Genomic DNA, 20620 nt, shown 5'->3' with positions numbered 1-20620 from the left:
CACCCGACATGCCGCCGCGCTTTACCCCACGGTGGTTTGCTTTGCGGCCTTCACGGGCAAAGATGTCAGTATGACCAGCGATCCGTCTGCATCGCCCGATCTGCCTGAGCCGACGCCGAACGTGCCGGTGACCCCGTCGCCCGACCCAGGCAAAGCCCCCGATGCCGACAAGCCGCCCGCCAAGTCGGGCAAGGCCAGCGAGCCCAAGCTGACCCGCGCCGGGGCACTGTGGTCAGCGCTGATCCTGGGTTTCCTGGTGCTGATCGTGCTGCTGATCTTCATCGCGCAGAACACCGATCCGGTGCCGATGTCGTTCCTGGCCTGGCATTGGTCATTGCCGACGGGCGTGGCCATCCTGGGCGCGGCGGTGGCCGGCGGGCTGCTGACCGTCGCCGCCGGGTCGGCCCGGATCTTCCAGCTGCGCCGCAACGCCAAGAAGAACTTCAAGGCCGCCCAGCGCCGCTGACGCGTCAGCCGATGGCGCGCAGTCCCGAGGCGATCGCCGGGGCGACCGCCGCACCGACGCTGGTACCGCCCGGCGTGTCGGATCCCTGGCGGGCCCGGAAGTCGATACCCGCGGCGATGATGGCGGCCTTGAAGTAGGCCAGCGCCATGTAGAAGTCCCAGTGCGCGAGTTCCTGGCCGGACTGCACCGAATAGCGGTTGGCGAGTTCGTCGGCCGACGGCATCTGCGGTGAACTCCACGCCGCTTCCATGCTCAGGATCAGGTTGAACATCGGGTCGCGGTAGACGCACATCAGTGCGGCATCGCTCAACGGGTCACCCAGCGTGGAGAGCTCCCAGTCCAGCACCGCGAGCACCTTCGTCGGGTCCTGCGCGTCCAGGATGGTGTTGTCGATGCGGTAATCGCCGTGGACGATCGAGTTGCGGCTCTGCGCAGGCACCGAATCGGCCAGCGCCTGATGCAGGCGCTTGACGTCGTCGTCGCGGGGGTCGTCGGGCAGCCGGACCAGGTCCCACTGCGAACCCCACCGGCGCACCTGGCGCTCCAGATAGCCGGCCGGCTTGCCGAAATCACCCAGACCGACCGCCTCGGGGTCGACTGCGTGCAGATCGGCCAGCACCCGGATCAGGGCGTCGACGCTGTCGCTGATGGCACCAGGGCCGCCCGTCGCGGCGAGCGCTTCAAGTTCCGAAGCGCTGCGGACCACCCGGCCGTCGACGTTCTCGACCATCTGGAACGGTGCACCCAGTACCGAGTCGTCGTTGCTCATGGTCACCGCGCGGGCCACGGGCACCGGGGTGCCGGCCAGCGCCGCCACCACCTTGTACTCGCGGGCCATATCGTGCGCGGACGGGGTGAGCCCGTGCAGCGGCGGACGGCGCAACACCCAGGCGGATGCGTCGTCGCACACCCGGAAGGTCAGGTTGGAACGGCCACCGGCGATCAGTTCGGCGCGGAGCTCACCGCTGCGGGCGATGCCCTCCGAACGCAGGTGCCGGTCCAGGGCGGCGAGGTCGAGGCCCTCCAGATTCGTCACCGTCATTGTCTACCACCGCACATTTCGCGGCAGCAGATCCCATACGTGTTCGGTGCCGTTGACCGAGGCGACGGCCAGCTTGCCCGACCGCGACGACAGCAGCCGGGTGACCGAGGCGTAATCGACATGGAAGGACAGCAGCCGCTCAGTGCCCAGGATCTGGTGCAGCAGCACGTTGATCACGCCACCGTGGCTGAACACCGCCACGGTCTCGTCGTGTTCGCCGGTGGTCACCAAGTCCTCGACCGCGGCACTGGTCCGCGCCAGAAACGCGTTCTCGTCCACGCTGCTGGGCAGGTGCCCGGAGGCCAGCCGGGCCAGCTCCTCGGGGTTCTCCTTCGCGATGTCCTCGATCGGCACGTAGTGCGACATGTCGCGGTCGTATTCGGCGAGTCGCTCGTCGACCTCGATCTGCAGGCCCAGCTCCTTGGCGAGTGGCTCCGCGGTCTGGACCGCGCGGCGCTGCGGGCTGCTGATCAGTCGGCTGACCGGAAACCGGGCCAGCGCGTCGGGCAGGCGCTGCGCCTGGGCGATGCCGTCAGCGGACAGGTCTGGGTCAGACCCTTGACCGGGCTCGCTGCGGAGCGGTAGAGCATGTCGGACGAGAAGCAGTTGCACCGTGCCACCATAGGGCGGCGGTGACCGACGGCCGGAGAGGGCTGCGACATGGGCTATGCCGACGAACTGTTCGACCTCACCGACAAGGTGGTGCTGGTCACCGGTGGCAGCCGCGGGCTAGGCCGCGAGATCGCCTTCGGCGCGGCGCGGTGCGGCGCCGACGTGGTGATCGCCAGCCGCAACCTGGAGTCCTGCGCGGCCACCGCCGAGGAGATCAGCGCGGCCACCGGTCGCGCTGCCATGCCGTATCAGGTGCACGTGGGCCGGTGGGATCAGCTCGACGGGCTGGTCGACGCGGCCTATGAGCGGTTCGGCAAGGTCGACGTGCTGGTCAACAACGCCGGCATGTCGCCGCTGTACGAATCGCTGGGCTCGGTCACCGAGAAGCTCTACGACTCTGTCTTCAACCTGAATCTCAAAGGGCCGTTCCGACTTTCGGCCCTGCTCGGTGAGCGGATGGTGGCAGACGGTGGTGGCGCGATCATCAACGTCAGCTCATCGGGATCGCTGCGGCCCGACCAGTACATGCTGCCCTACGCCGCGGCCAAGGCCGGCCTGAACGCTCTGACAGAGGGGTTGGCCAAAGCGTTCGGGCCGACCGTGCGGGTCAACACCTTGATGGCCGGACCGTTTCTCACCGATGTCAGCAAGGCCTGGGACATGGCAGGCAATCCGTTCGGCCACCTGGCCTTGCGGCGGGCCGGCAACCCACCCGAGATTGTCGGCGCCGCACTGTTTCTGATGTCGGACGCGTCCAGCTTCACCACCGGTTCGATCCTGCGGGTGGACGGCGGCCTGCCCTGAGCCCGGCACGGTAATGTAGCCCGGGTAGCAAACTTGTCATGACAACCTGACCGGAAGGTGATGCGGATGGCGGGGCCCCGTTCGCGCCACGAGCACGTCGCCGCCGAGTTGCGTCAGCGCATCACGCGGGGGGACTACGCCATCGGGCAGCCGCTGCCCACCGAGAGCGCCCTGTGCGCGGAGTTCGACGTGTCCCGGGGCCCGGTCCGGCAGGCCCTGGCCACGCTGAAGAACGAGGGCCTGATCCGCGTCTCACGTGGCAAGCCCGCGGTGGTCCGCAGCCGTGACGCCACGCAGACCCTGGACACCTTCACGCCGTTCACCCAGTGGGCCGAGCGCGTCGGACGCATCGCCGGTAACCGCACCATCGAGGTGGCGCGCCGCCGCGCCTCCGAGACCGCCATGGAGGCACTGGGTTTGACGGCGGACGACTTCGTTGTCGAGGTGCTGCGCGTGCGCCTGCTCGACGGCGAGCCGGCGATGATCGAGCGCAGCACCTTCATCGAATCCGTGGGCTCCCTGCTGTTCGAGTTCGACACCGACTCCGGCTCGATGACCGACTACCTGGCCAGCCGCGGTGTGTACTTCGACTCGATGGAACACGTGCTCGACGCGGTGGCCGCCGGCCCGGACGACGCGGCGAATCTCGGTATCGCACCGGGCAGCCCGTTGTTGCGGGAACGTCGGGTCTCGCGCGATCAGCACGGTGTGGTGTTCGAGTGCGCCGACGACCGCTACCGGCCCGACGTGGTGACGTTCAGCATCGTCAACGCCCGCACCAAGTTCTCCTCCGCCGAACAGACATAGAACTGTCCCTCTTCGCACGAAAAGGGACAGTTCTTTGTCTGCTCGCGGGAGTCAGTCGGCGGCGGGCATCCGGTTCCAGTGCGGGATCAGCAGCAGCATGGAAAGCAGTGCCGCACCGGCGAATCCGTAGAACAACGTGGACGTGTTCAGATAGCCGGGCAACAAACCACCGAGGATCGCGCCCACCGAACCGCAGCAGTTGATGAAGCCGGCCGCCGTACCGGCATGCTTGGATGTTCCGAAATCCACCGCGGCGACACAGGAGATCATCGCGTCGGCGCCGTAGACGCTCAGTCCGATCAGGCCGAGCACCACCACCATGACCCAGGCGTTGCCGGTCGCGGTGAGCGGGCCGAACAGCGCCAGCACCGCCACCAAGATTCCGAGACTGATCACACAGGCGGGTACCCGTCGCGCGCTGAACACCCGGTCAGAGATCCGGCCGAGCAGGATCGGGGCGAGGACACCCGCGATCCCGAACGCCACCGGGATGGTCACGGCCTGGAACTTGTCGCCGTCGGCCAGCCGCTCGGCGACGATCACCGGGCCCCACAACAGGATCGCGTACCGCGCCGGCTTGAGCAGGAAGTACGACGCGCCAAGGGTTCTCACCATGCTGTCGCCCAGTACCACCTTCAGCGATTCCCGCCAGGACGGTTTCGGCTCGGCAACCGCCTCAGCCTCGGGCGACTCGTCGAGCTCGACGCCTTCGCGGGCATCCTGGGCCGCCCGGTACTCCTCGATGGGCGGCAACCCCACATCCTGCGGCCGGTTGCGCTGGAAGAGCAGCACGAGCACGAACACCCCGACCACGATGGCCGCGCCGGTGAAGAACGCCGCCCGCCACGAACCGAACACGTCGTAGGCGGCCCAGCCCAGGATCGGCGCGGCCACCAGACCACCGAATGCGTAGTTGGTGCTCCACAATCCGAGGACGCGGCCCCGCTCACCAATCGAGAAGAACTGGGCCATGTTGCTCAACGTCGGGGACCAGCCGGTGGACTGGGCCAGACCCTGCACGATCATCAGCGGCAGCAGGAACACGAGCGCGGGCAGCAGCCCCATGAACACGGTGGCGACCGCCGATATCGCCAGGCCGCCGAGAATGACCACCCGTGGGCCGAACCGGTCGGAGACCTGGCCCCAGACGAACTGTCCCACCGCATAGGCCGCCAGATAGGCGGCATCGAGATTGGCCAGGGTGCTCTTGGTCAGGTGGGTGCTCAGGATCGGGTCTTCGAGGATGCCGAGCTTGGCAACCGAGAAGGCCTGACGGGTGAAATAGAAACCGGCATAGGCGATCCAGGTGACGGCGAAGATCTGGAAGCGCCATCGCCGGTAGCGCGGAATTGTTGTGGAAGTGACGGGAATAGCGGTTTGAGTCATGAGAGTGCACCTCTGGTGGGCGTGCTGCAGGCGGTGTTCTGACGGGCCGGGGCAGATAGCCGAGCGAATGTGGCCGAACGTCAAGGCAGGTTTCTCGGACGAGAACGGGTGCAGAGGAGCTGCGGCGGTCGGGAGGCACGGCCTACGACCGACCGCCGCAGAGCGGTACAGGGGTGGCGAACTATCGGAGGGCGGCCACCAAGGCGGGGAGATCGGCGACGCTGTCGAGGATGTGGGTGGCGCCCGCCTCCGACAGCTGGGTCCGGTTGTGGGCACCGGTCAGCACGCCGATCGAGGCCCGCGCACCGGCGCGCAGCCCGCTGATGACGTCCGAGGAGGTGTCACCCACGACGATCATCGACCGCACCGAGTCGGTTTGGGTCTGCATCAGCGCGGTCAGCGGCATGTCCGGATACGGCCTGCCACGCATACCCGGTGCCGGGCACAGCACCAGGTCGGCCAGGTTCTGCCAGCCCAACGCCTCGATGATGGCCGTCTGCGTCTCTTTGGCGAATCCGGTCGTCAGCGCGGTTTTGATGCCGCTGGACCGCAGCGAAGCAATGACATCCTCAGCTCCGGGGATGGGGCTGCAGTTCCCCTCGGAGACCAGCTGGGCGTAGCACCTTTCGAATTCCTTGTTCGCGGCCTGCGCCTGCTCCTCATTGCCTTTGGCCAGGTGCCGGAACACCACGATCTTGGACTGGCCCATGGTGTCGGAGACGTAGCGCAGCATCTCCTCCCGGTCGGCGTCGGTCTTCGACAGACCGGCGTGACTGTCCGCGGCGAGGAAGGACTGCTGAACCAGCCCGCTGTCCTCGACGGTGGTCCCGGCCATGTCGAACACGATCAGGCTGATCGGCTCGGTTGTCTTGGTGCCCATTGGTTTTCCCTTCGAATTCGGTCGTTAGACGGTGGCGACGAGTTGGTCCAGCGCGTTGCCGACACTGGCGTGGGCCAGGCCCATGCTGGTGGTCATGCCGATACCCGTGGTGACGGTGACGACGTGGGTGCCCTCGATGGGCTGCTCGATCAGGAATTCCTGCCCGGGCGCTGAGGTGTACAAGCCCTGCCAGCGTTCGCTGATCTCGATGTCCTTTACCCCGAACAATTTCCGGGCCTCGTCGAGCAGCACCGCGAAACCCTCTTCGGACTGGAACGGCGGGGCGGAGATGTCCCGGTAGTGGGTGTCGCCGATCAGCAGTGAACCGTCGGGCTGCGGGGTGTACATCTGGTGCAGGTCGATCGCGACGTAATCGGGGTGTTCGGCATGCAAGCGGGCGGCGACCGCAGCTGTGCTCGGCAGCCCCTCGAATCCCGAGTACCTCAGCAGGGACCAGCCGGTGAACAGCGGAGCGGGCAGCGCGAAGGCCAGCGGCAGCCGGGCCCGCAGCATGTGCAGCCGGCACCGCAGCAGGCCGTCGCGTTCGGCCAGGTCGGGGAACAGCCGGTCGACGTCGTAGTTGACCGTGACGAACGTCGTGCCCGCACGCAGCGGCCCGCGTGAGGTATGCACCACTCCCGGCTCGAAGCCGGATGCCGCCGTGCGCCAATGGAAATCGACACCCTCGGATTCCAGCCACCGAGCGATCGACGGCGCGGCGGTACGCGGATCGACCTGCAGGTCGTTCGGCAGGTACATACCGCCGGTGACACCGGACGCCACCACCGGGATCTGTTCGAGGATCTGCTCACGGCTGAGCAGACGTACCTCGCCGTCCTCGCGCGTGGCGGCGAACTCGCCCATCACCGCGAGTTCGTCGTCGTGGCGCGCGACGCAGTACGTGCCGGACTCGGCCGACCAGAACCCGGCCTTGCGGGACAGGTCGAGCCAGTGCCGGCGGCCGTTGCGGCCGTAGTCCCGCGCGACGCCGGACTGGGCGGTGATGCAGGCATGGCCGAAGTTCTGGACCGAGGCGCCGACGACGCCGTCGGCGTGATCGACGACGGCGACGCTCAGCCCGCGTTGCTGAGCGTGGTAGGCGTGCGCCAGGCCGACAATGCCCGCGCCGACCACCACGACGTCATAGCTGTGATGAATTCCCATGCGGAACACTGTGGTCCACATCACCACCACTTGTCAATACAAGTTTGAGGTTTTTACAACCTATCTATATACGTTAACGCTCCGTTCACCTCACGGCGTGACGATGTTGAAGTTGGGGTCCGGCCGGTCCATAGCCGCCAGCAGTGACGGCAAGGCATCAGCGTCACCGGCGACCTCCAGTCCCGGCGAACAGGTATCGCCCGCTGCGACGGCCAGCAGCCGCAACTTGTTCGCCAGCGTCACAGTGGCATTCGCACTGGCCTCGTCGGCGTCGGCCTTGCGGTACACCAGCACCCCGTTGCGTACGGTCAGCCGGTAGTTGATCGCCGAGTCGAGGAACGTGACGTCGATGGCCAGGTCAAGGTCCCAGGCCCGCGGTCCGTTGAGGCTGATCGCCAGCACGTCGAACATCTGCTCGGGGCTCAATTGGGCCAGCATCGTGGGAGCGGTGACCTGCCCTACCGTGCCGAATTTGCCCTCACGTAGCTCAAGGGCACCAGACAGGAAGTAGTTGCGCCAGGTGGCGTTCTCCGCGCCGTAGGCCAACTGTTCGAGTGTGTCCGCATAGAGCGCGCGGGCCGCGGCATGCTCGGCGTCGGTGAACATGACATGATCCAAAAGAGTTGCAGCCCAGCGGTAATCACCTTCGTCGAACGCCTGCTGGGCCAGCTCGACCACCCGGTCCGCGCCGCCCATCGCCGCGACGTAACGAGGTGACAATGCTTCGGGCGGGTGCGGCCACAGCCGGGCCGGGTTGCCGTCGAACCAACCCATGTAGCGCTGGTAGATGGCCTTGACGTTGTGGTTGACCGAGCCGTAGTAACCGTGGGCGTGCCAGGCTTTCTCCAGCGCGGGCGGCAGCTGGAACCGCTCGGCGATCTCGACCCCGGTGTAGCCCTGGTTCAGCTGGCGCAGCGTCTGGTCGTGCAGATAGGCGTACAGATCCCGTTGCAGGGAAAGGAATTCCACGATCCGCTCGCGGCCCCAGGTGGGCCAGTGGTGCGAGGCGAAGACCACGTCGGTGCGATCGGCGAAGGTGTCGATGGCCTCGGTGAGATAGCCCGCCCAGCCGTGCGGATCACGCACCAGCGCGCCGCGCAGGGTCAGCAGGTTGTGAAGGTTGTGGGTCGCGTTCTCGGCCATGCACAGCGCCCGGAACTTGGGAAAGTAGAAGTGCATCTCGGCAGGGGCTTCGGTACCCGGCGCCATCTGGAACTCGATCTCGACACCGTCGATGGTGTGGGTCTCACCGGTGCGGCGGATATCGATGGTGGGCACGATCATCGCCACCTCACCGGTGGAGGTGCTCTGCCCCAGCCCGCACCCGACCTGTCCCTGCGGCCCACGATCCAGCCGCCCGCCGTACTGATAGGTCGCCCGCCTGGTCATCGCGGTGCCGGCATAGACGTTCTCCTGCACCGCGTGTTCGACGAAACCCTCGGGCGCCAGCACCGCCACCTTGCCCGCGTCGACGTCGGCCTGTGAGGTGACGCCCAGGACTCCGCCGAAGTGGTCACCGTGGCTGTGCGTGTAGATGACCGCCACCACGGGCCGGTCTCCGCGGTGCTCGCGGTACAGCCCGAAGGCCGCCGCGGCCACCTCGGTGGAGAGCAACGGATCGATGACGATGACGCCGGTGTCGCCTTCGATGAAGCTGATGTTGGAGATGTCGAGCCCGCGAACCTGATAGATGCCCGGGACCACCTCGTAGAGGCCCTGTTTGGCGCACAGTTGCGACTGGCGCCACAGGCTGGGATGCACCGATGTCGGGGCCTGCTCCGACAAGAAGGCGTAGGAATCGTTGTCCCACACCACGGTCCCGTCGGCGGCCTTCACCACACACGGATCGAGCGCGGCGATGAAACCGCGGTCGGTGTCCTCGAAATCACGGGTGTCCTCGAACGGCAGGTTCTCCAGGTACGCACGGTGGGCGGTCTCGATGACGGCGGCCGGTGGCTTCTGCTCCATACCGACGAGCCTGCCATCTCAAGGTGACGGCACGATCACACTTGCCGGAACGATCCGGCTGATCTCGTCGGCCCCGTACCCGGCGTCGACCGCGGCGTCCACATAGCCCCGGAATGCTTCCAGCGCCCCGGCATCCAAACCCGCCGACCCCGAGGCCGCGATCAGATGTCGTACCGAGGCGGCCACCGAGGACACCGAGGCACTGGCGTCGCCGTGCCGATCGGCCTCGACGCGCTCGGCGATCTCGCCGAAGATCGGCGGCAGGATCGCGGCGATGTTGTTCGCGTGCGGCAGCAGTTCGGTGGGTGCGATGCCGTGCGCACCGGCCATTGCCACGGCATGGACGAACCCGCTGATCGAGGTCCAGAACACATCGAGCAGCGCCATGTCGAACGCCGCGGCGCGACCCACATCCGAGCCGACCCAGCTGACGGTCGCCAGCACCTCGAGCACGTCGCGGTGGGCGTCGAACAGGTCCCGCGGCCCGGCGAGAAGGATGCTGGCATTGCGGGTTCCGATGGTGTCGGTCGGCGTCATGATCGCTCCGTCCAGATACCGCCCGCCGCGGGCGACCACCAGGTCCTCGGTGTGGTGCGCCGAATCCGGGATGTCTGAGGACAGCCCCACGATCACCCGGCCCGCGAGCGCATCGCCTGCAGCGGCCAGCACCGAGTCCGCGGCCGCCTGATCGACGACGTTGACCAGGATGAGGTCGGCGACGGCAGCGGCCCGTGCGGGCGTGTCGGCCCACAACGCACCGCGGGCAAGCAACCCGTCGGCCTTGGCCGCTGTCCGATTCCACACGGTGGTGCGGAGATTCGCCGCAACCAGGGCCCCGGCCAGCGCCTGCCCCATCGGTCCGAGACCGAGCACGCTCACGGTGATGCTCATGCTGCCGCCCCGTTCTTGATGCTCTCGATGATGCGGGCGAAGCCGTCGTCGCCGTGGCCCGCGTCGATCTGCCGGTGGATCAGCCGTTGCACCATGTCGACGACCTCGGTGCTGATTCCTTGGTCCCGGCTGGCGTTGACGATGTCGGTGAGATCGGAGAAGTACAGGCTCTGCTGACCGGGCACCGAGTAGTCCCCACCGTCGATGACGGTGGCGTATCCGGCGATGGCGGGCATGAGCGCCGGCAGCCACGCGGCGGTGCGGGTGGCGAACTCTTTCGCCGATACCCCTGCGGCTCCCACCATGGCGGCACCGTGCGCGAAGCCCGCGAACATCACGTACATCGCCGACAGGAGCGCCAGGTCGTACAGCGAGGCCAGGCCGGCATCGTCGCCGAAGTACTCAGTGCTGCCCCACAGTTCGAAGAGCTCGCGATACTGCTCGAACACGGCGGCCGAACCGCTGTAGAGGATGGCCGATTGCGGTGTCGCGATCATCTCGGGCGTGGCCATGATGCCGCCGTCGAGATAGTCGGCCCTGTGTCCGGCGGCCCACCGGGCCAGCTCACGCGCACCGTTCGGTGATGTCGTGGTCAGGTTCACCATGCGGCGCCCGGCCAGCTGGTCGGCCACCGAGTCCAGAACTTCGTGCACCGAAGCCTGATCGAACAGGCAAACGACGATCAGGTCGGCATCGAGGGCCTGCGCCGGATCGGCTGCCGCAGTGGCGCCTTCCGCGACGAGTGCGGCGGCCCGCTCGGCGGTGCGGTTCCAGACGAGGGTCTCATGGCCCGCGTTCATGGCGGTCCGGGCCAGCTCGGAACCCATCTCACCGAGACCGAGAAAACTGACCGTCAGGCGTGTGGAAGTCATGCCACCATCGTTGGAGAGACACTGACCAGACGACAAGTACCCACTTGAAAGTGCGATACTTACTTTTTTGAAACTATTGGCGATGAACTGCGAGGATGCTGTCATGGCACAGCTGGGGAAGTACACCTGCGGGCTCGATGCGGCGTTCGCCGTGGTGGACGGCAAATGGAAACCGTTGATCCTGTGGGAGCTTCAAGAAGGGCCGAAGCGCTTCAACGCGCTGCACCGCAGCCTGCCGGGGGTGTCGCAGAAGATGCTGACCCAGCACCTCAAGGAACTCCAGCGTCACGGCGTGGTGCACCGGGAGAGCTACCACGAGGTGCCGCCGCGAGTGGAGTACTCCATGACACCCGCCGGCCGGGAGCTACTCGACGCCCTTGAACCACTGGGCGATTGGGCCACCAAGCACATCGCGCTGATCTGCGAGGGCGAGGCGAGCTAGCGGTCCACGGTGTGCAGACTGACGTCGGACAGCACACCAGCGGTGATGTGCGCCGTCATGTATGTGCAGTACGGCTGGCGCCGACGGTCTGTCGGAGAGCCCGGATTCAGCAGGCGCAGGCCAGTTTTCGCGGTGGTATCCCAGGGAATGTGGCTGTGCCCGAAGACCAGGACGTCGGTTCCGGGGTAGTCCCGGGCCATCCGGGCCTCGCGGCCCGTGGCCGCACCGGTCTCGTGCACGACGGTGAATCGCAAACCGTCCAGAGTCACGTCGGCGCGTTCGGGCAGCCGGCGGCGCAGTTCGGCCCCGTCGTTGTTGCCCCAGCAGCCGACCAGATGCGCCGAACGTGAGCTGAGCGCGTCGAGCAGCGCGGGATCCACCCAATCACCGGCGTGGACAACGACATCCGCTTGATCCACCTCGTCCCACACTTGTGCCGGGAGGTCCTTGGCGCGCTTGGGTACATGAGTGTCGGCGATGAGCAGCAGCCGCATGCCAGCCGAGCCTACGTGACCGATACCGGTGTGCCCGGGATCCCGCACCGCATACACTCCGACCATGGATCTACTACGCAACGTAGTTGTTTATGCGCATCTCATCGGTTTCGCGGTCATGGTCGGTTCCTGGATCGCAGAGGCGGCCGCCCGGCGCTTCCTGATCACCCCGGTGATGACCTACGGCATGACGCTGTCACTCATCACCGGCCTGGCCCTGGCCGCCCCCTGGCCGGCCGGCATCGTCCTGAACTACCCCAAGCTGGGCACCAAGCTGATCCTGCTTGTGACGCTCGGTGCGGTGCTGGGCATCGGCACCGCACGCCAGCGGCGCGCCGGCGGCCGGCCGGTCATGCCGCTGTTCATCGCGGCCGGAGTCCTGCCCCTGCTCGCCTCCGCGATTGCGGTCCTCTGGAACTGAGCGCCGGCAGCGAACCTGAGCTGAACCTGAGACGTTCCCGTAAAGTTAACTGGCAAAGAACATTTGTCGGCAGGTACGGGGACGATGGGTCACAGACACGCCATGGCAACGGCCAGGGTCATGCGCACGGCGGCATTCACGGGATGCAACTCACCGCACGGTGATACCCGCGTGCGGGCACGGACGCGGCCCGCGGGTTCGGAACGTCAAACCCACCAGTTGAGAACCTCGACGTCCGCGGTGGCCGGCCGGTCACCGTGGATGAACGATCGCGTCACCGTCCTGCGCGGATTCCTGGCCGATCTGCACGGCCTGCACCTGCCGCCGGAGCTGGCCCGGGTCCAAGTGGCCGGGCACATCGAACTTCTGGTTTCCGTGCTGCGGCTGGACCGCCAGGCCGCCCGCCAGTTCGTCACCGACGACGTGCTGCGCGAGATGGCCCTCGACATCGCCACTGCCGTCGGCTCCGATTAGGCGGCTCCTGGGGTCGGCCGCCGGCGCCGACGCGTCGAGATCGACGCCATGGTCGTTGCGTCGCAAGAATCACAGCCCTGGCGTCGATCTCGACGAAAAAAATCGAGGCGCGGTCCGCAGACCACGCCTCGATTTTTCTTGTGTGCGCCCGAAGGGATTCGAACCCCTAACCTTCTGATCCGTAGAAGTCTGCTCGACTATCGCCCCAGGTCGCGGGTTCGTACCCCGGAGCGGTGACCTGGGCTTTCTCTGTCGCGGTTGCGCGCGGCGGTGCGGCTTGTGTGTCACTTGCGTGTCACCTGACCCCTGATCGGGCTACGCCCGCCGCAGCGCGTCGCGCAGCTCACGCATCCACAGTTGGACAAACCCCGCCCGCTCCCCGGTCGGCACGTCGACGGCGACCAGCTCGGCCAGGACCACCGCGGTGTGCAGGTCGAGTTCGACGTCGTCGGACAGCAGAAACTCAACTGCGGCACGCTCTGCTACCGAGAGGTCCGAGCCGGGCTCGCCGGCCGCGGCCGCGCGCATAAGACGGGTCTCCCAGACGCGCCGCTCACTGCTCGTCATCGTCGTCTCGCACCTCTCGTCGGAGCACCAGTGCCACGACCGGGTCGCCGACCAACTTCGGTAGCGGCTCGGGGTCGCTGATGATCCACCCCGCGGCGTCGTCACCGGCGATCGCTCGCGCCGCATCGGCCGGGTGCTCGAATCGGCCGAGGTAGCTGGGTCGGCCGGACAACTCCTGCACCTCGGTGACCACCGCGGCGGCTATGGGTGAGTACGCGGCCTCGTATCCGTCGACAAGGATCAACGCGTCCCCCGGCAGCTGATCGAGCAGCTGCCGCAGCTCCGCGACCGTCTTCGGTGGCGGGAACTCGATGTTCTCGGTCACTACTCCTCCTCGCTCTCGGTCGCGGGTCGGATCACCACGCTGTCGCCGGGTTCCCAACCGCAGCTGCCGACGCACTCACCCACTTCCGCGTGCTCCTCGATCACGTGCGCGGCGAGGTCTACGAGTCCGCACGGCCGGTGCCACGCCACGGTGCCATCAACGAGTTCCGCGGCCTGGATCGTCTCCGCGGTGAAGGATGCGAACACCGAGTCGGGCGGGTTGTCTCGGAGGAGGTAGGAGAAGTCGGTGTCGTGGATCAGTCCGCTCTTGTGTGTGATCCGCAGCACGGTGCCACCGCGCGGCTCGATGCGGACGATGTCGCTGTCGCTCATCGCACCCGCTCGATGCTCGCGATCGTTCCGGACTCGACCTCGGTACCGTCGGCCAACCGAATCCGCCACGTGCGCAGGACGCTCGGCAGTGCCAGCACCTTGATGTCGCGGTACCTGTCCCCGTCGATGATGGACACGTCGCCGTGGCTCATGTCCCAGTGCGAGTCCGGGCCGTCGCCACGACAGGTCACCCGCCACAGGCCGAGACGGTCAGGGGTGAGGTCGTTCACCAGTTCGCCGAGCGGTTCGTACCCCTTCTCCGAGGACGCTGCGCAGTTCGCGCAGAGGGTGCGCAGCCAGCCGTGCGGTGTGGTGTGGCGGGTGCCGGGCTCGCCGCACTGCTCGCAGGTGACCTCGCACTGCTCCTCCGCGGCGTTGACGAGCTCGTCCATCCGCTTACGGGCACCCTCGACCTCGGTGCGGTAGTAATACCGGAGCCCAGCGAGCTTCTCCTTCACCTGGTGCAGTTCGTAATCGGGGTCGATCGCGGCGAGCGCCTCGTCGAGCTCGATGATGATGGGGTACCAGCCGCGTGAGCAGGAAATCCACCTGCCCCACCCGTCCGGGATCCGCATCATGATCGCGCGGAGGCCGTCCTCGTACCCGTGCGCGTCCTTCGGCATGTGGATCTTGTTCAGCAGCGCACTCCGGTCCAGCCGAGTGTTCGCCTGCTGCACCGCGGCCATCGCCGCCCGCGCGCCCTCACGGTCCCCGCTGAGCATGGCCCCCGCGAAGTCACCGACCGCGGCGTTGCTCGCGGCGAGCGACGCCTTCTCCGCCTCGGTCATCTCCAGATCGTCATCGCTGCTCATGCCCTGATGATGACCGCCGGCACTGACACCGCGCGACCCGTTTCTCCGATGCACGCCGTAATGCAGGTGCATCGGAACCAGCAACATCGACTGGGCCAGCGACGGCATCGAGTCCCGATGCAGGATCGACGAACTAGTCTGCGCTCCTTGCTGTTCCAGCTCCCCTCTGTCACATCGCCATGGCAGTCTTCGTTGGATGAGCAACGCAACCGCTACCCGCCCCGTGATCCGCGCCAGCACCGCAGACATCGCCCGCACCGCTGAGTTCCTGAGCTTGTTGTTCGACGCCCCGGTGCTGATCACCGCGTCGGATGAAGTGGTAGCCGCGCCCGCCGAGCGGCACCTGGTGATGATCGTGGCGGAGACGGGAGGCGCGGCGTGATCACCGAGGTCCGCCTGAACTCCAACGACGGCGAGAGCACCGCACGCTTCTGGAGCGCGATCTTCGGTGTGCAGGCGCAGAAGCTCGGCGACGGCAGCTGGCGCATCACACCGGTCAACGGGCCCACCGTGGTGGTCAGCACCGCACGCGTGTGGGAGACGATCTCCAGGTACGTCGACGTCACCGTGGCCGTTGACGCCGGCGCGGCGGATCGGCTGCGGGAGAGCGGGTTCGAGGTGTCCGTGGACGGATTGCAAGCCGTGGAGTGAACGGCTGCGACAACACAGTGGTCCTGGTGCAGCAGTAGTCAGAGTCCGAGCACGGTGACCGCGTTCCCGATCAGCGGCGCCGACTCACGGACGTACCGGGTAACCATGGCCGGTGTCCGGTGCCCGGTCTGCCGCATGATCGAGTGGTGGTCGGCTCCGGCCCGCGCGGCCTGGGTCACGAACCCCGCCCGCAGCGAGTGCCCACCGAGTCGCTCGACCGCTTCCGGCTCGAACCCTGCTCGCAGCGCACGCCTCCGGATGACCGCATGGATACCGGCGCCCGACAACGGCCCCTCCGACAGCACCCCGTTGCGACACGACCGGAACACGGGCGAGCGAGGCGCAAGCTTCGGTGCGCGGGACCGGCACACGTGCCGTCTCCCGAACTCGGGGGCGTCGGTGATCAGCCGGATCACCGCGTCTTTGCCTCCGGCGTCGTACTCGGAAACTACTGCGGCCCAACGGACGAACGCGCACGCGGGGCAGCGCAGCGGCTCTTTCGTGCGCGGCAACGGGTACACGCCGCCTTCGCCCATCTGATCGGTCTTGCTCTTGCGCAGATGGACGTGCACACCGTCCGCGGCGTGGAGCTCAACGTCGCCGCCGGTGAGCCCGCTGAGCTCGCTGCGGCGGAACGCGCCCGCGAACCCCATCAGGAGCAGCGCTGAGTCGCGGCGCTCGCAGACCTGCGACGCCCATCCAGTCGCCTGCTCCCGCGCCGTGGAGACGAGCAACATCACGTCGTCGGTGAGTAGAGGGGTGCGCGGCTGCCGTGGACGGTCACCGCGGGCGGCGTATTGCCTCCTGATCCCGCTCATCGTCTGCCGCACCAGTTCGTGCGCTGCGGGGTTCGGGTCCAGCCCGGCGCGGCGGTGACGGTCGAAGATCGCCGCGCACCACTTCCCGAGACTCATCGTGGAGTACGCGCGCTCCCCGTTCTCGGTGACCGTCTCGGCGGCATCGACCAGGTACGCGGCGATCACCGTCGGATGCGCCGGAAGGGACTCATACCCGCTCCGCTGACACCAGCCCTCGAACCGTCTCCACGCCGACGCGTACGCGCGGCGGGTGCCCTCCGACTGGGAGTCGATCGTGGTCAGCCGGATCCGTTCCACGACATCAGAGGCGAGGTCCGGCACCTCGGCGGCGGCTGTCACTGCGGGAAGGATCATGCGCGGAAGGTAGGCCCGACACCCCCGCGGCGGCGGTGCGCGGCGCGGGTACGGACACCCGGATCGGCCCCTCGACCACCGAGAATCCACTCGCTTCCCAGCCCGTTTCCCCAGCTCACCGGCCTGCCATGTGCGGGAAGTGGATTTCTCGTAGCCTCGCGCGCATCCATCGCGAGTGACTACGCCGGGGCTGGTGGAGAGGTGGATTCGGGCTGGGGAAACAGGCTTCCGGGGTGGTGTCGGAGACAGGTTGGACGAATTTCTCGTTGGTAACTCGGGTTGGGTTTGAGCTGCGGATTCGGGGTGGAGGTGCCAGAAACCAGTCGCCCCGTGTCGTAGCCCGGGCCTACTCTGCAGGCCATGAACGAGTCTGCGCCCGTCGAGCTGTGCGACTGCCCGCGCCGCGATCACGTGGACAGCGCGGACGGCCGGTGCGTCAACCCGTCACTGCGCAGCGAGTCGCCTGACCTCTCCGGCTACTCGGAGTGCGGCTGCTGTGTGGCGGACTGCCCCGATGTACATCCCGACTCCGAGAGAAAGCTGACCGCTGTTCCCGGCTCGGCGGTCATCGCCGAGGAGTACGTGGCCACGCTGCCGGCCGAGAAGCAGAAGGCCTTGCGCGACCAGGAGGCCCGCGGCGAGCTGCGGATCGCTCCGCGGTCGGAGATGCGGCTGCCGGGGACGGACTGATGAAGCTGTCGCTGATCGTCCTCTACTGCCCCGGGCCGACCCTTGACCGCGCCGCGAAGTTCTATGGGGCGATCCTCGACGCGGAACCCGTCGCCGAGAAGCATGGCAGCGGGCCGCAGCATTGGTCGGTCACCGGTGCCGACGGGTTGGTGATGGAGCTGTACCCGATGGGGTCTCGGCCGCACACCGCGACCAGGTTGGAGTTCCGGGGCCCGGGCATGGACGCTGCGGTGCAACGGTTGATGGACAAGGCCTACGCGTTGCCGGAGCGGACTCGCGACGGCAACGGTTGGTGGACGAACGACCCGATCGGCAACACGGTGATCCTGTTGCCGGAGCCGACGCCGAGCTGAGAGCAGCTACCCGCGCCGCACACACCATCTTGTCGGCACCGCCGACATGCTCGCCCCATGAACGAGTCGAACTGGCCCAAGCCTGCCCCTGAGGACGTGCCGCCCGAACTGCTGCATGAAGTGCTAGCGCTACTGAATGAGTTCCAGGAGCTCGCCCCGTCCGCCGCCGGGTACGCCGAGGCCGTCTCCGCGCTGCGGGTGGCACGCGACGCCATGGCCGCTGCGGTGACCGCCTCCGATCCCGCCTTCATCGCGGCACAGCGGGAGGGGACGATCGCATGACCGGACCTGTGTACGACACCGAGGACGTTCACGACGACGGCGAGCGGTGGCCGGACGAGGACCGCGAACGCGACTGAGCACGCCCACCACCGACACAGGAACACCCCGCAGCCGATTGGGCTGCGGGGTGTTCTGCTGCTCGTGTCAGCGCACCGCGGTGGGGTCGAGCGCGCTGGTCGAGGGTGACGGCGACGTCTGCCCGGCCCCGGTCTGCGTGGCCTCCGCGCTCGCCGGTCCACCGCCCGACGGTGCGGGCTTCGGCGCCCCCGGCGTACCGGTCGACGGGACTCCACCTGCCGGGGCCGGTGCCGGAGCACCAGGAGCCGGATCGTTGGGCTTCGGCGGGGTGCTCGCATCAGCTGGCGCAGCGGGTGCAGGGGTGCCACCCGGCACCGCCTGGTCCACGCCCGCTGTCTGACCCGAGACCGGCTGCGTACCCGGGACAGCGCCCGGAGCCGGATCGTTCAGATGGAAGTAGCCGCCCCTGCTGCCCATGTCCTGCGGCAGCTGGTCGGCGTTGACCACCTTGTATTCCTGCAGGTCGTAGAACTTGCCGTCGCCGAGGAGCAGGTACGACTTGTCGCCGGCCACGAGCAGGTCGCCGGGCTTGGCCTGGGCGGGTGCGACCTGGCTGCCGGGATCCTGCCCCGGAACGGGAGGGGTGAGGCCGGCCATCTTCGCCGCCTCGGAGAGGCTGAGCGGGTGCGCGGGGTCCGCCGCCGCGAGGAGCTGAGCCATCTTCGCGGTCTTGGCGTCGGGGAACGTCGTCTTCGTGCCCTTCACGTCGACCTCCTTCGACTGCTCGGGAGGCTGCGGCTGTCCCTGCGCAGCGGGTGCCGCGGGGCTCGTCGCCGCGGCGGGCTGTGTCGGAACCGCAGCCGGAGCGCCGGGCTTCGACTCCGTGGTGAGCTTCGGCTCGGGGGTCTTCCCGTTCTCGGTCTTCGACGCGCTGAGCGGCGACGGCTTCTTCTCCTGCTCCTTGTCCTTGGCCGGGTCGGTGAGCTTGCGCTCGGCCTTCTTGTCGTCGCCGAGCTTCTTGTCCGCGCTGTCGAGCTTCTTGCCCTCTCCCGAGGAGAGGGGCTTGCTCTGCTGCGAACCGAGGGGCGACCCGCCACCGCCGCTGTTGAGCGGACTGCCCCCGCCGAGACCACTCGTACCCAGGTTCGGCATGCTCGGCGTCGAGGGCGTCTGCTGCTTCTGGTTCAGCGACCGGAGCAGGTCACCGAGAGCGTCGTTCGTCTTCGTCGGCGTCTCGGCCTTGGTGGGCTCCGCCTTCTGCGGCGTCTGCGACACCGGAGCGACCGGAGTCTGCGCCGCGGGAGTGGTCTGCACGGGCGCGGTCTTCTTGCTGGGGTCGATCCGCGTGCCGGTGCCGGACGCGACCGTCGGGGTGAGCACGGCCGGCGGCTCGGCAGAGAAGATGCTGGCGAGGTTCTGGTCCGCCGAGCTCACCTTGCTCACGGCGGCGGTCACCGTAGAGGTGAACGTCTGGGCGGGTCCCTGGTCACTGAGCTTCGAGTCGTTCGACAGCTGCTCGCGCGCGGCGCGGTTCGTCTCCAGCACCGCCTTGTAGGCCTCGCCGCTGCCGTCACTCGCGGCGGTGAGCTGCTGCACGAACGGCTTGGCCTGCTCGCGCAACGCGGCCATCGCGTCGAGGTGCGGCTGCAGGCGTGCCTTGTACTCGGTGAAGTACTGCTCGCCCGCGCTCGCCATTGCCTTGTCGACCTCGGCAAAGAGGTCACTGATACCGGCGAACGCCTCGGTGATCTCCTTCTGGATGTCGGCGCCGTCCAGGCGCAGCGCCTCGGGCGGCGAGGAGTCCCAGACCTTGCCGTTCGGTCCGTCCTGGAAGCTGAACACCAGCTGCTGTGCCTGCCTCAGCTGCTGGTCGAGCGCAGTGACGCCTCCGATCTCCTTCGCCGCTCCGGGAAGGATGAATGTCGAGCTGCCGTCGGGCTGATCCCACTGCCCGATCTTGTTGCCGCCCAGGTCGAACATGTCCCAAGCCGTGGCGGCTGCGATGCCCACCCACCCGATCGGCCCAGGGATGGCACCGACCATGTTCAGTGCAGCTCCGAGGTAGTCGCCGTTCTTCGCGTGCTGGTACGCCTGGACCGCGGAGTACGCGGCGCCGAGACCCGGGACGAGGCGGGCGGCCGTCTTGAGGGCACCCTTCGCGCCCATCTTGCCGGCGAGCGTGGCAGAGATGTCGGCACCGGTCTTGGCCTGCGTCTTGAGCAGCGCCGGGAACTTCTTGATCGGGCTCCTGGTGTACCCGTCGGGGATACCGGCGGCGCGGGCGAACTTCGACGCCGCGGTGGGCTTCGCCTTCGTCTCCGGTTCAGGCTTGGGCTTCTCGTCCGGCTTCGAGTCCGTGTCGGGCTTGGTGTCCGGCTTCGACTTCTCCTCGGTGTCCGGCTTCTGCTCCGTGTCGGGCTTCGGCTCGGTCGCGGGCTTCGCGTCGGGCTTCGCGTCGGCCGCGGGCTTACCCCCGTTGTGGAACTCCTCCATGCGCTGCTTCTCCGCCGCGTAGTGCTCGTCCCAAGAGGCGTTCCGCCGCTTGGCCTCGGCTTCTGCCCACGCCTTGTCGGCGGCCGCCCGCCGTTCGGCCTCGACGCGGATCCGTTCCTCTTCCCTCGCCTGGATCTCTGCCCTGATCTGCTGCTGGTGCATGTCGTCGTTAGTCATGGTCGTTCCTTCTCTCTGCTGTCTT

At 67.6% G+C, this 20620-nt stretch carries 26 protein-coding genes; 11 read left to right on the top strand and 15 right to left on the bottom strand.

The window, feature by feature from the left end; translation table 11 throughout:
- The first annotated feature begins 70 nt into the window (after positions 1-70).
- Positions 71-466 (top strand): LapA family protein, encoded by a 396-nt coding sequence (locus K6L26_RS03495; protein WP_019347162.1) that lies wholly within the window; start codon positions 71-73, stop codon positions 464-466.
- Between the two features lie 4 nt (positions 467-470).
- Here K6L26_RS03495 and K6L26_RS03490 read toward each other — a convergent pair whose 3' ends face one another.
- Together K6L26_RS03490 and K6L26_RS03485 are read right to left on the bottom strand one after the other, a co-directional pair.
- A complete protein-coding gene (locus K6L26_RS03490; protein WP_036391108.1) occupies positions 471-1508 on the bottom strand; it encodes a phosphotransferase family protein in 1038 nt (345 codons plus the stop codon).
- A gap of 3 nt (positions 1509-1511) precedes the next feature.
- The gene (locus K6L26_RS03485; RefSeq protein WP_036391106.1) at positions 1512-2120 is read right to left on the bottom strand and encodes a histidine phosphatase family protein; all 609 of its coding nucleotides are present in this window, start codon (positions 2118-2120) and stop codon (positions 1512-1514) included.
- A 48-nt stretch (positions 2121-2168) separates the two neighbouring features.
- Between K6L26_RS03485 and K6L26_RS03480 the strand changes: the two genes are divergently transcribed.
- Positions 2169-2924, top strand: a complete 756-nt coding sequence (locus K6L26_RS03480; protein WP_064917895.1) for an SDR family NAD(P)-dependent oxidoreductase — start codon at positions 2169-2171, stop codon at positions 2922-2924.
- A 66-nt stretch (positions 2925-2990) separates the two neighbouring features.
- Positions 2991-3731 (top strand): GntR family transcriptional regulator, encoded by a 741-nt coding sequence (locus K6L26_RS03475; RefSeq protein ID WP_036392662.1) that lies wholly within the window; start codon positions 2991-2993, stop codon positions 3729-3731.
- 51 nt (positions 3732-3782) lie between these two features.
- On the opposite strand, the gene K6L26_RS03470 is transcribed toward K6L26_RS03475, so the two are convergent.
- The 6 genes from K6L26_RS03470 to K6L26_RS03445 form a co-directional block, all read right to left on the bottom strand.
- Positions 3783-5117: an MFS transporter gene (locus K6L26_RS03470; RefSeq protein WP_036391102.1), complete on the bottom strand. Its 1335-nt coding sequence runs from the start codon at positions 5115-5117 to the stop codon at positions 3783-3785.
- Positions 5118-5298: 181 nt separating this feature from the next.
- Positions 5299-5997, bottom strand: a complete 699-nt coding sequence (locus K6L26_RS03465) for a phosphonatase-like hydrolase (protein WP_036391100.1) — start codon at positions 5995-5997, stop codon at positions 5299-5301.
- Between the two features lie 24 nt (positions 5998-6021).
- Complete coding sequence (locus K6L26_RS03460) at positions 6022-7161, bottom strand: TIGR03364 family FAD-dependent oxidoreductase (RefSeq protein WP_036392659.1); 1140 nt, start codon at positions 7159-7161, stop codon at positions 6022-6024.
- A gap of 90 nt (positions 7162-7251) precedes the next feature.
- On the bottom strand, positions 7252-9129 hold the full coding sequence (locus K6L26_RS03455) for an alkyl/aryl-sulfatase (protein WP_221852688.1): 1878 nt from the start codon (positions 9127-9129) through the stop codon (positions 7252-7254).
- Between the two features lie 18 nt (positions 9130-9147).
- Positions 9148-10020 carry an NAD(P)-dependent oxidoreductase gene (locus K6L26_RS03450; protein WP_221852687.1) on the bottom strand — a complete coding sequence of 291 codons (873 nt, stop codon included), beginning with the start codon at positions 10018-10020 and terminating at the stop codon, positions 9148-9150.
- Positions 10017-10892 carry an NAD(P)-dependent oxidoreductase gene (locus K6L26_RS03445; RefSeq protein ID WP_076211553.1) on the bottom strand — a complete coding sequence of 292 codons (876 nt, stop codon included), beginning with the start codon at positions 10890-10892 and terminating at the stop codon, positions 10017-10019. Before K6L26_RS03445 ends, K6L26_RS03450 begins: the two co-directional genes overlap by 4 nt.
- A 103-nt stretch (positions 10893-10995) precedes the next feature.
- On the opposite strand from K6L26_RS03445, the gene K6L26_RS03440 reads away from it, so the two are divergent.
- Positions 10996-11334, top strand: coding sequence for a winged helix-turn-helix transcriptional regulator (locus K6L26_RS03440; RefSeq protein ID WP_064896056.1), 339 nt, complete (start codon positions 10996-10998; stop codon positions 11332-11334).
- On the opposite strand, the gene K6L26_RS03435 is transcribed toward K6L26_RS03440, so the two are convergent.
- Positions 11331-11828, bottom strand: a complete 498-nt coding sequence (locus K6L26_RS03435) for a metallophosphoesterase family protein (RefSeq protein WP_019344072.1) — start codon at positions 11826-11828, stop codon at positions 11331-11333. The genes K6L26_RS03440 and K6L26_RS03435 overlap by 4 nt on opposite strands.
- Before the next feature lie 64 nt (positions 11829-11892).
- Between K6L26_RS03435 and K6L26_RS03430 the strand changes: the two genes are divergently transcribed.
- Together K6L26_RS03430 and K6L26_RS03425 are read left to right on the top strand one after the other, a co-directional pair.
- Positions 11893-12249, top strand: coding sequence for a Fe-S protein (locus K6L26_RS03430; protein WP_076211554.1), 357 nt, complete (start codon positions 11893-11895; stop codon positions 12247-12249).
- Between the two features lie 102 nt (positions 12250-12351).
- A complete protein-coding gene (locus K6L26_RS03425; protein WP_085980356.1) occupies positions 12352-12723 on the top strand; it encodes a hypothetical protein in 372 nt (123 codons plus the stop codon).
- Positions 12724-13038: 315 nt separating this feature from the next.
- Here the strand turns inward: K6L26_RS03425 and K6L26_RS03420 are convergent, their stop codons facing one another.
- The 4 genes from K6L26_RS03420 to K6L26_RS03405 are packed head-to-tail and all read right to left on the bottom strand — an operon-like array spanning position 13039 to position 14759.
- Positions 13039-13290, bottom strand: coding sequence for a hypothetical protein (locus K6L26_RS03420; protein ID WP_245008680.1), 252 nt, complete (start codon positions 13288-13290; stop codon positions 13039-13041).
- Complete coding sequence (locus tag K6L26_RS03415; protein ID WP_221852685.1) at positions 13277-13615, bottom strand: hypothetical protein; 339 nt, start codon at positions 13613-13615, stop codon at positions 13277-13279. Before K6L26_RS03415 ends, K6L26_RS03420 begins: the two co-directional genes overlap by 14 nt.
- Complete coding sequence (locus K6L26_RS03410; protein ID WP_221852684.1) at positions 13615-13947, bottom strand: hypothetical protein; 333 nt, start codon at positions 13945-13947, stop codon at positions 13615-13617. Before K6L26_RS03410 ends, K6L26_RS03415 begins: the two co-directional genes overlap by 1 nt.
- Positions 13944-14759, bottom strand: a complete 816-nt coding sequence (locus tag K6L26_RS03405) for a hypothetical protein (RefSeq protein ID WP_221852682.1) — start codon at positions 14757-14759, stop codon at positions 13944-13946. Before K6L26_RS03405 ends, K6L26_RS03410 begins: the two co-directional genes overlap by 4 nt.
- Before the next feature lie 196 nt (positions 14760-14955).
- Here K6L26_RS03405 and K6L26_RS03400 point away from each other — a divergent pair, with 196 nt between their 5' ends.
- Both K6L26_RS03400 and K6L26_RS03395 read left to right on the top strand, forming a co-directional pair.
- Positions 14956-15141, top strand: coding sequence for a hypothetical protein (locus K6L26_RS03400; protein WP_221852680.1), 186 nt, complete (start codon positions 14956-14958; stop codon positions 15139-15141).
- A complete protein-coding gene (locus K6L26_RS03395) occupies positions 15138-15410 on the top strand; it encodes a hypothetical protein (protein WP_245008679.1) in 273 nt (90 codons plus the stop codon). The genes K6L26_RS03400 and K6L26_RS03395 overlap by 4 nt, the downstream gene beginning before the upstream one ends.
- 38 nt (positions 15411-15448) lie before the next feature.
- On the opposite strand, the gene K6L26_RS03390 is transcribed toward K6L26_RS03395, so the two are convergent.
- Positions 15449-16582 (bottom strand): site-specific integrase, encoded by a 1134-nt coding sequence (locus K6L26_RS03390; RefSeq protein ID WP_221852678.1) that lies wholly within the window; start codon positions 16580-16582, stop codon positions 15449-15451.
- Between the two features lie 360 nt (positions 16583-16942).
- Between K6L26_RS03390 and K6L26_RS03385 the strand changes: the two genes are divergently transcribed.
- Genes K6L26_RS03385 through K6L26_RS03375 form a run of 3 tightly spaced genes read left to right on the top strand, consistent with a single transcriptional unit; the run spans position 16943 to position 17907 of the window.
- Positions 16943-17272: a hypothetical protein gene (locus K6L26_RS03385; RefSeq protein ID WP_221852677.1), complete on the top strand. Its 330-nt coding sequence runs from the start codon at positions 16943-16945 to the stop codon at positions 17270-17272.
- Complete coding sequence (locus tag K6L26_RS03380; RefSeq protein ID WP_221852675.1) at positions 17272-17625, top strand: VOC family protein; 354 nt, start codon at positions 17272-17274, stop codon at positions 17623-17625. The genes K6L26_RS03385 and K6L26_RS03380 overlap by 1 nt, the downstream gene beginning before the upstream one ends.
- A 57-nt stretch (positions 17626-17682) precedes the next feature.
- Positions 17683-17907, top strand: coding sequence for a hypothetical protein (locus tag K6L26_RS03375; RefSeq protein WP_221852674.1), 225 nt, complete (start codon positions 17683-17685; stop codon positions 17905-17907).
- Between the two features lie 144 nt (positions 17908-18051).
- Here K6L26_RS03375 and K6L26_RS03370 read toward each other — a convergent pair whose 3' ends face one another.
- Positions 18052-20595 carry a hypothetical protein gene (locus K6L26_RS03370; RefSeq protein WP_221852673.1) on the bottom strand — a complete coding sequence of 848 codons (2544 nt, stop codon included), beginning with the start codon at positions 20593-20595 and terminating at the stop codon, positions 18052-18054.
- Between the last annotated feature and the right edge of the window lie 25 nt (positions 20596-20620).

It is taken from the genome of Mycobacterium farcinogenes, assembly GCF_019739075.1.
GTDB classification, from domain to species: Bacteria; Actinomycetota; Actinomycetes; order Mycobacteriales; family Mycobacteriaceae; genus Mycobacterium; species Mycobacterium senegalense.
The sequence above is the reverse complement of the archived record's forward strand: the minus strand, read 5'-3'. Positions and strand labels throughout refer to the sequence as shown.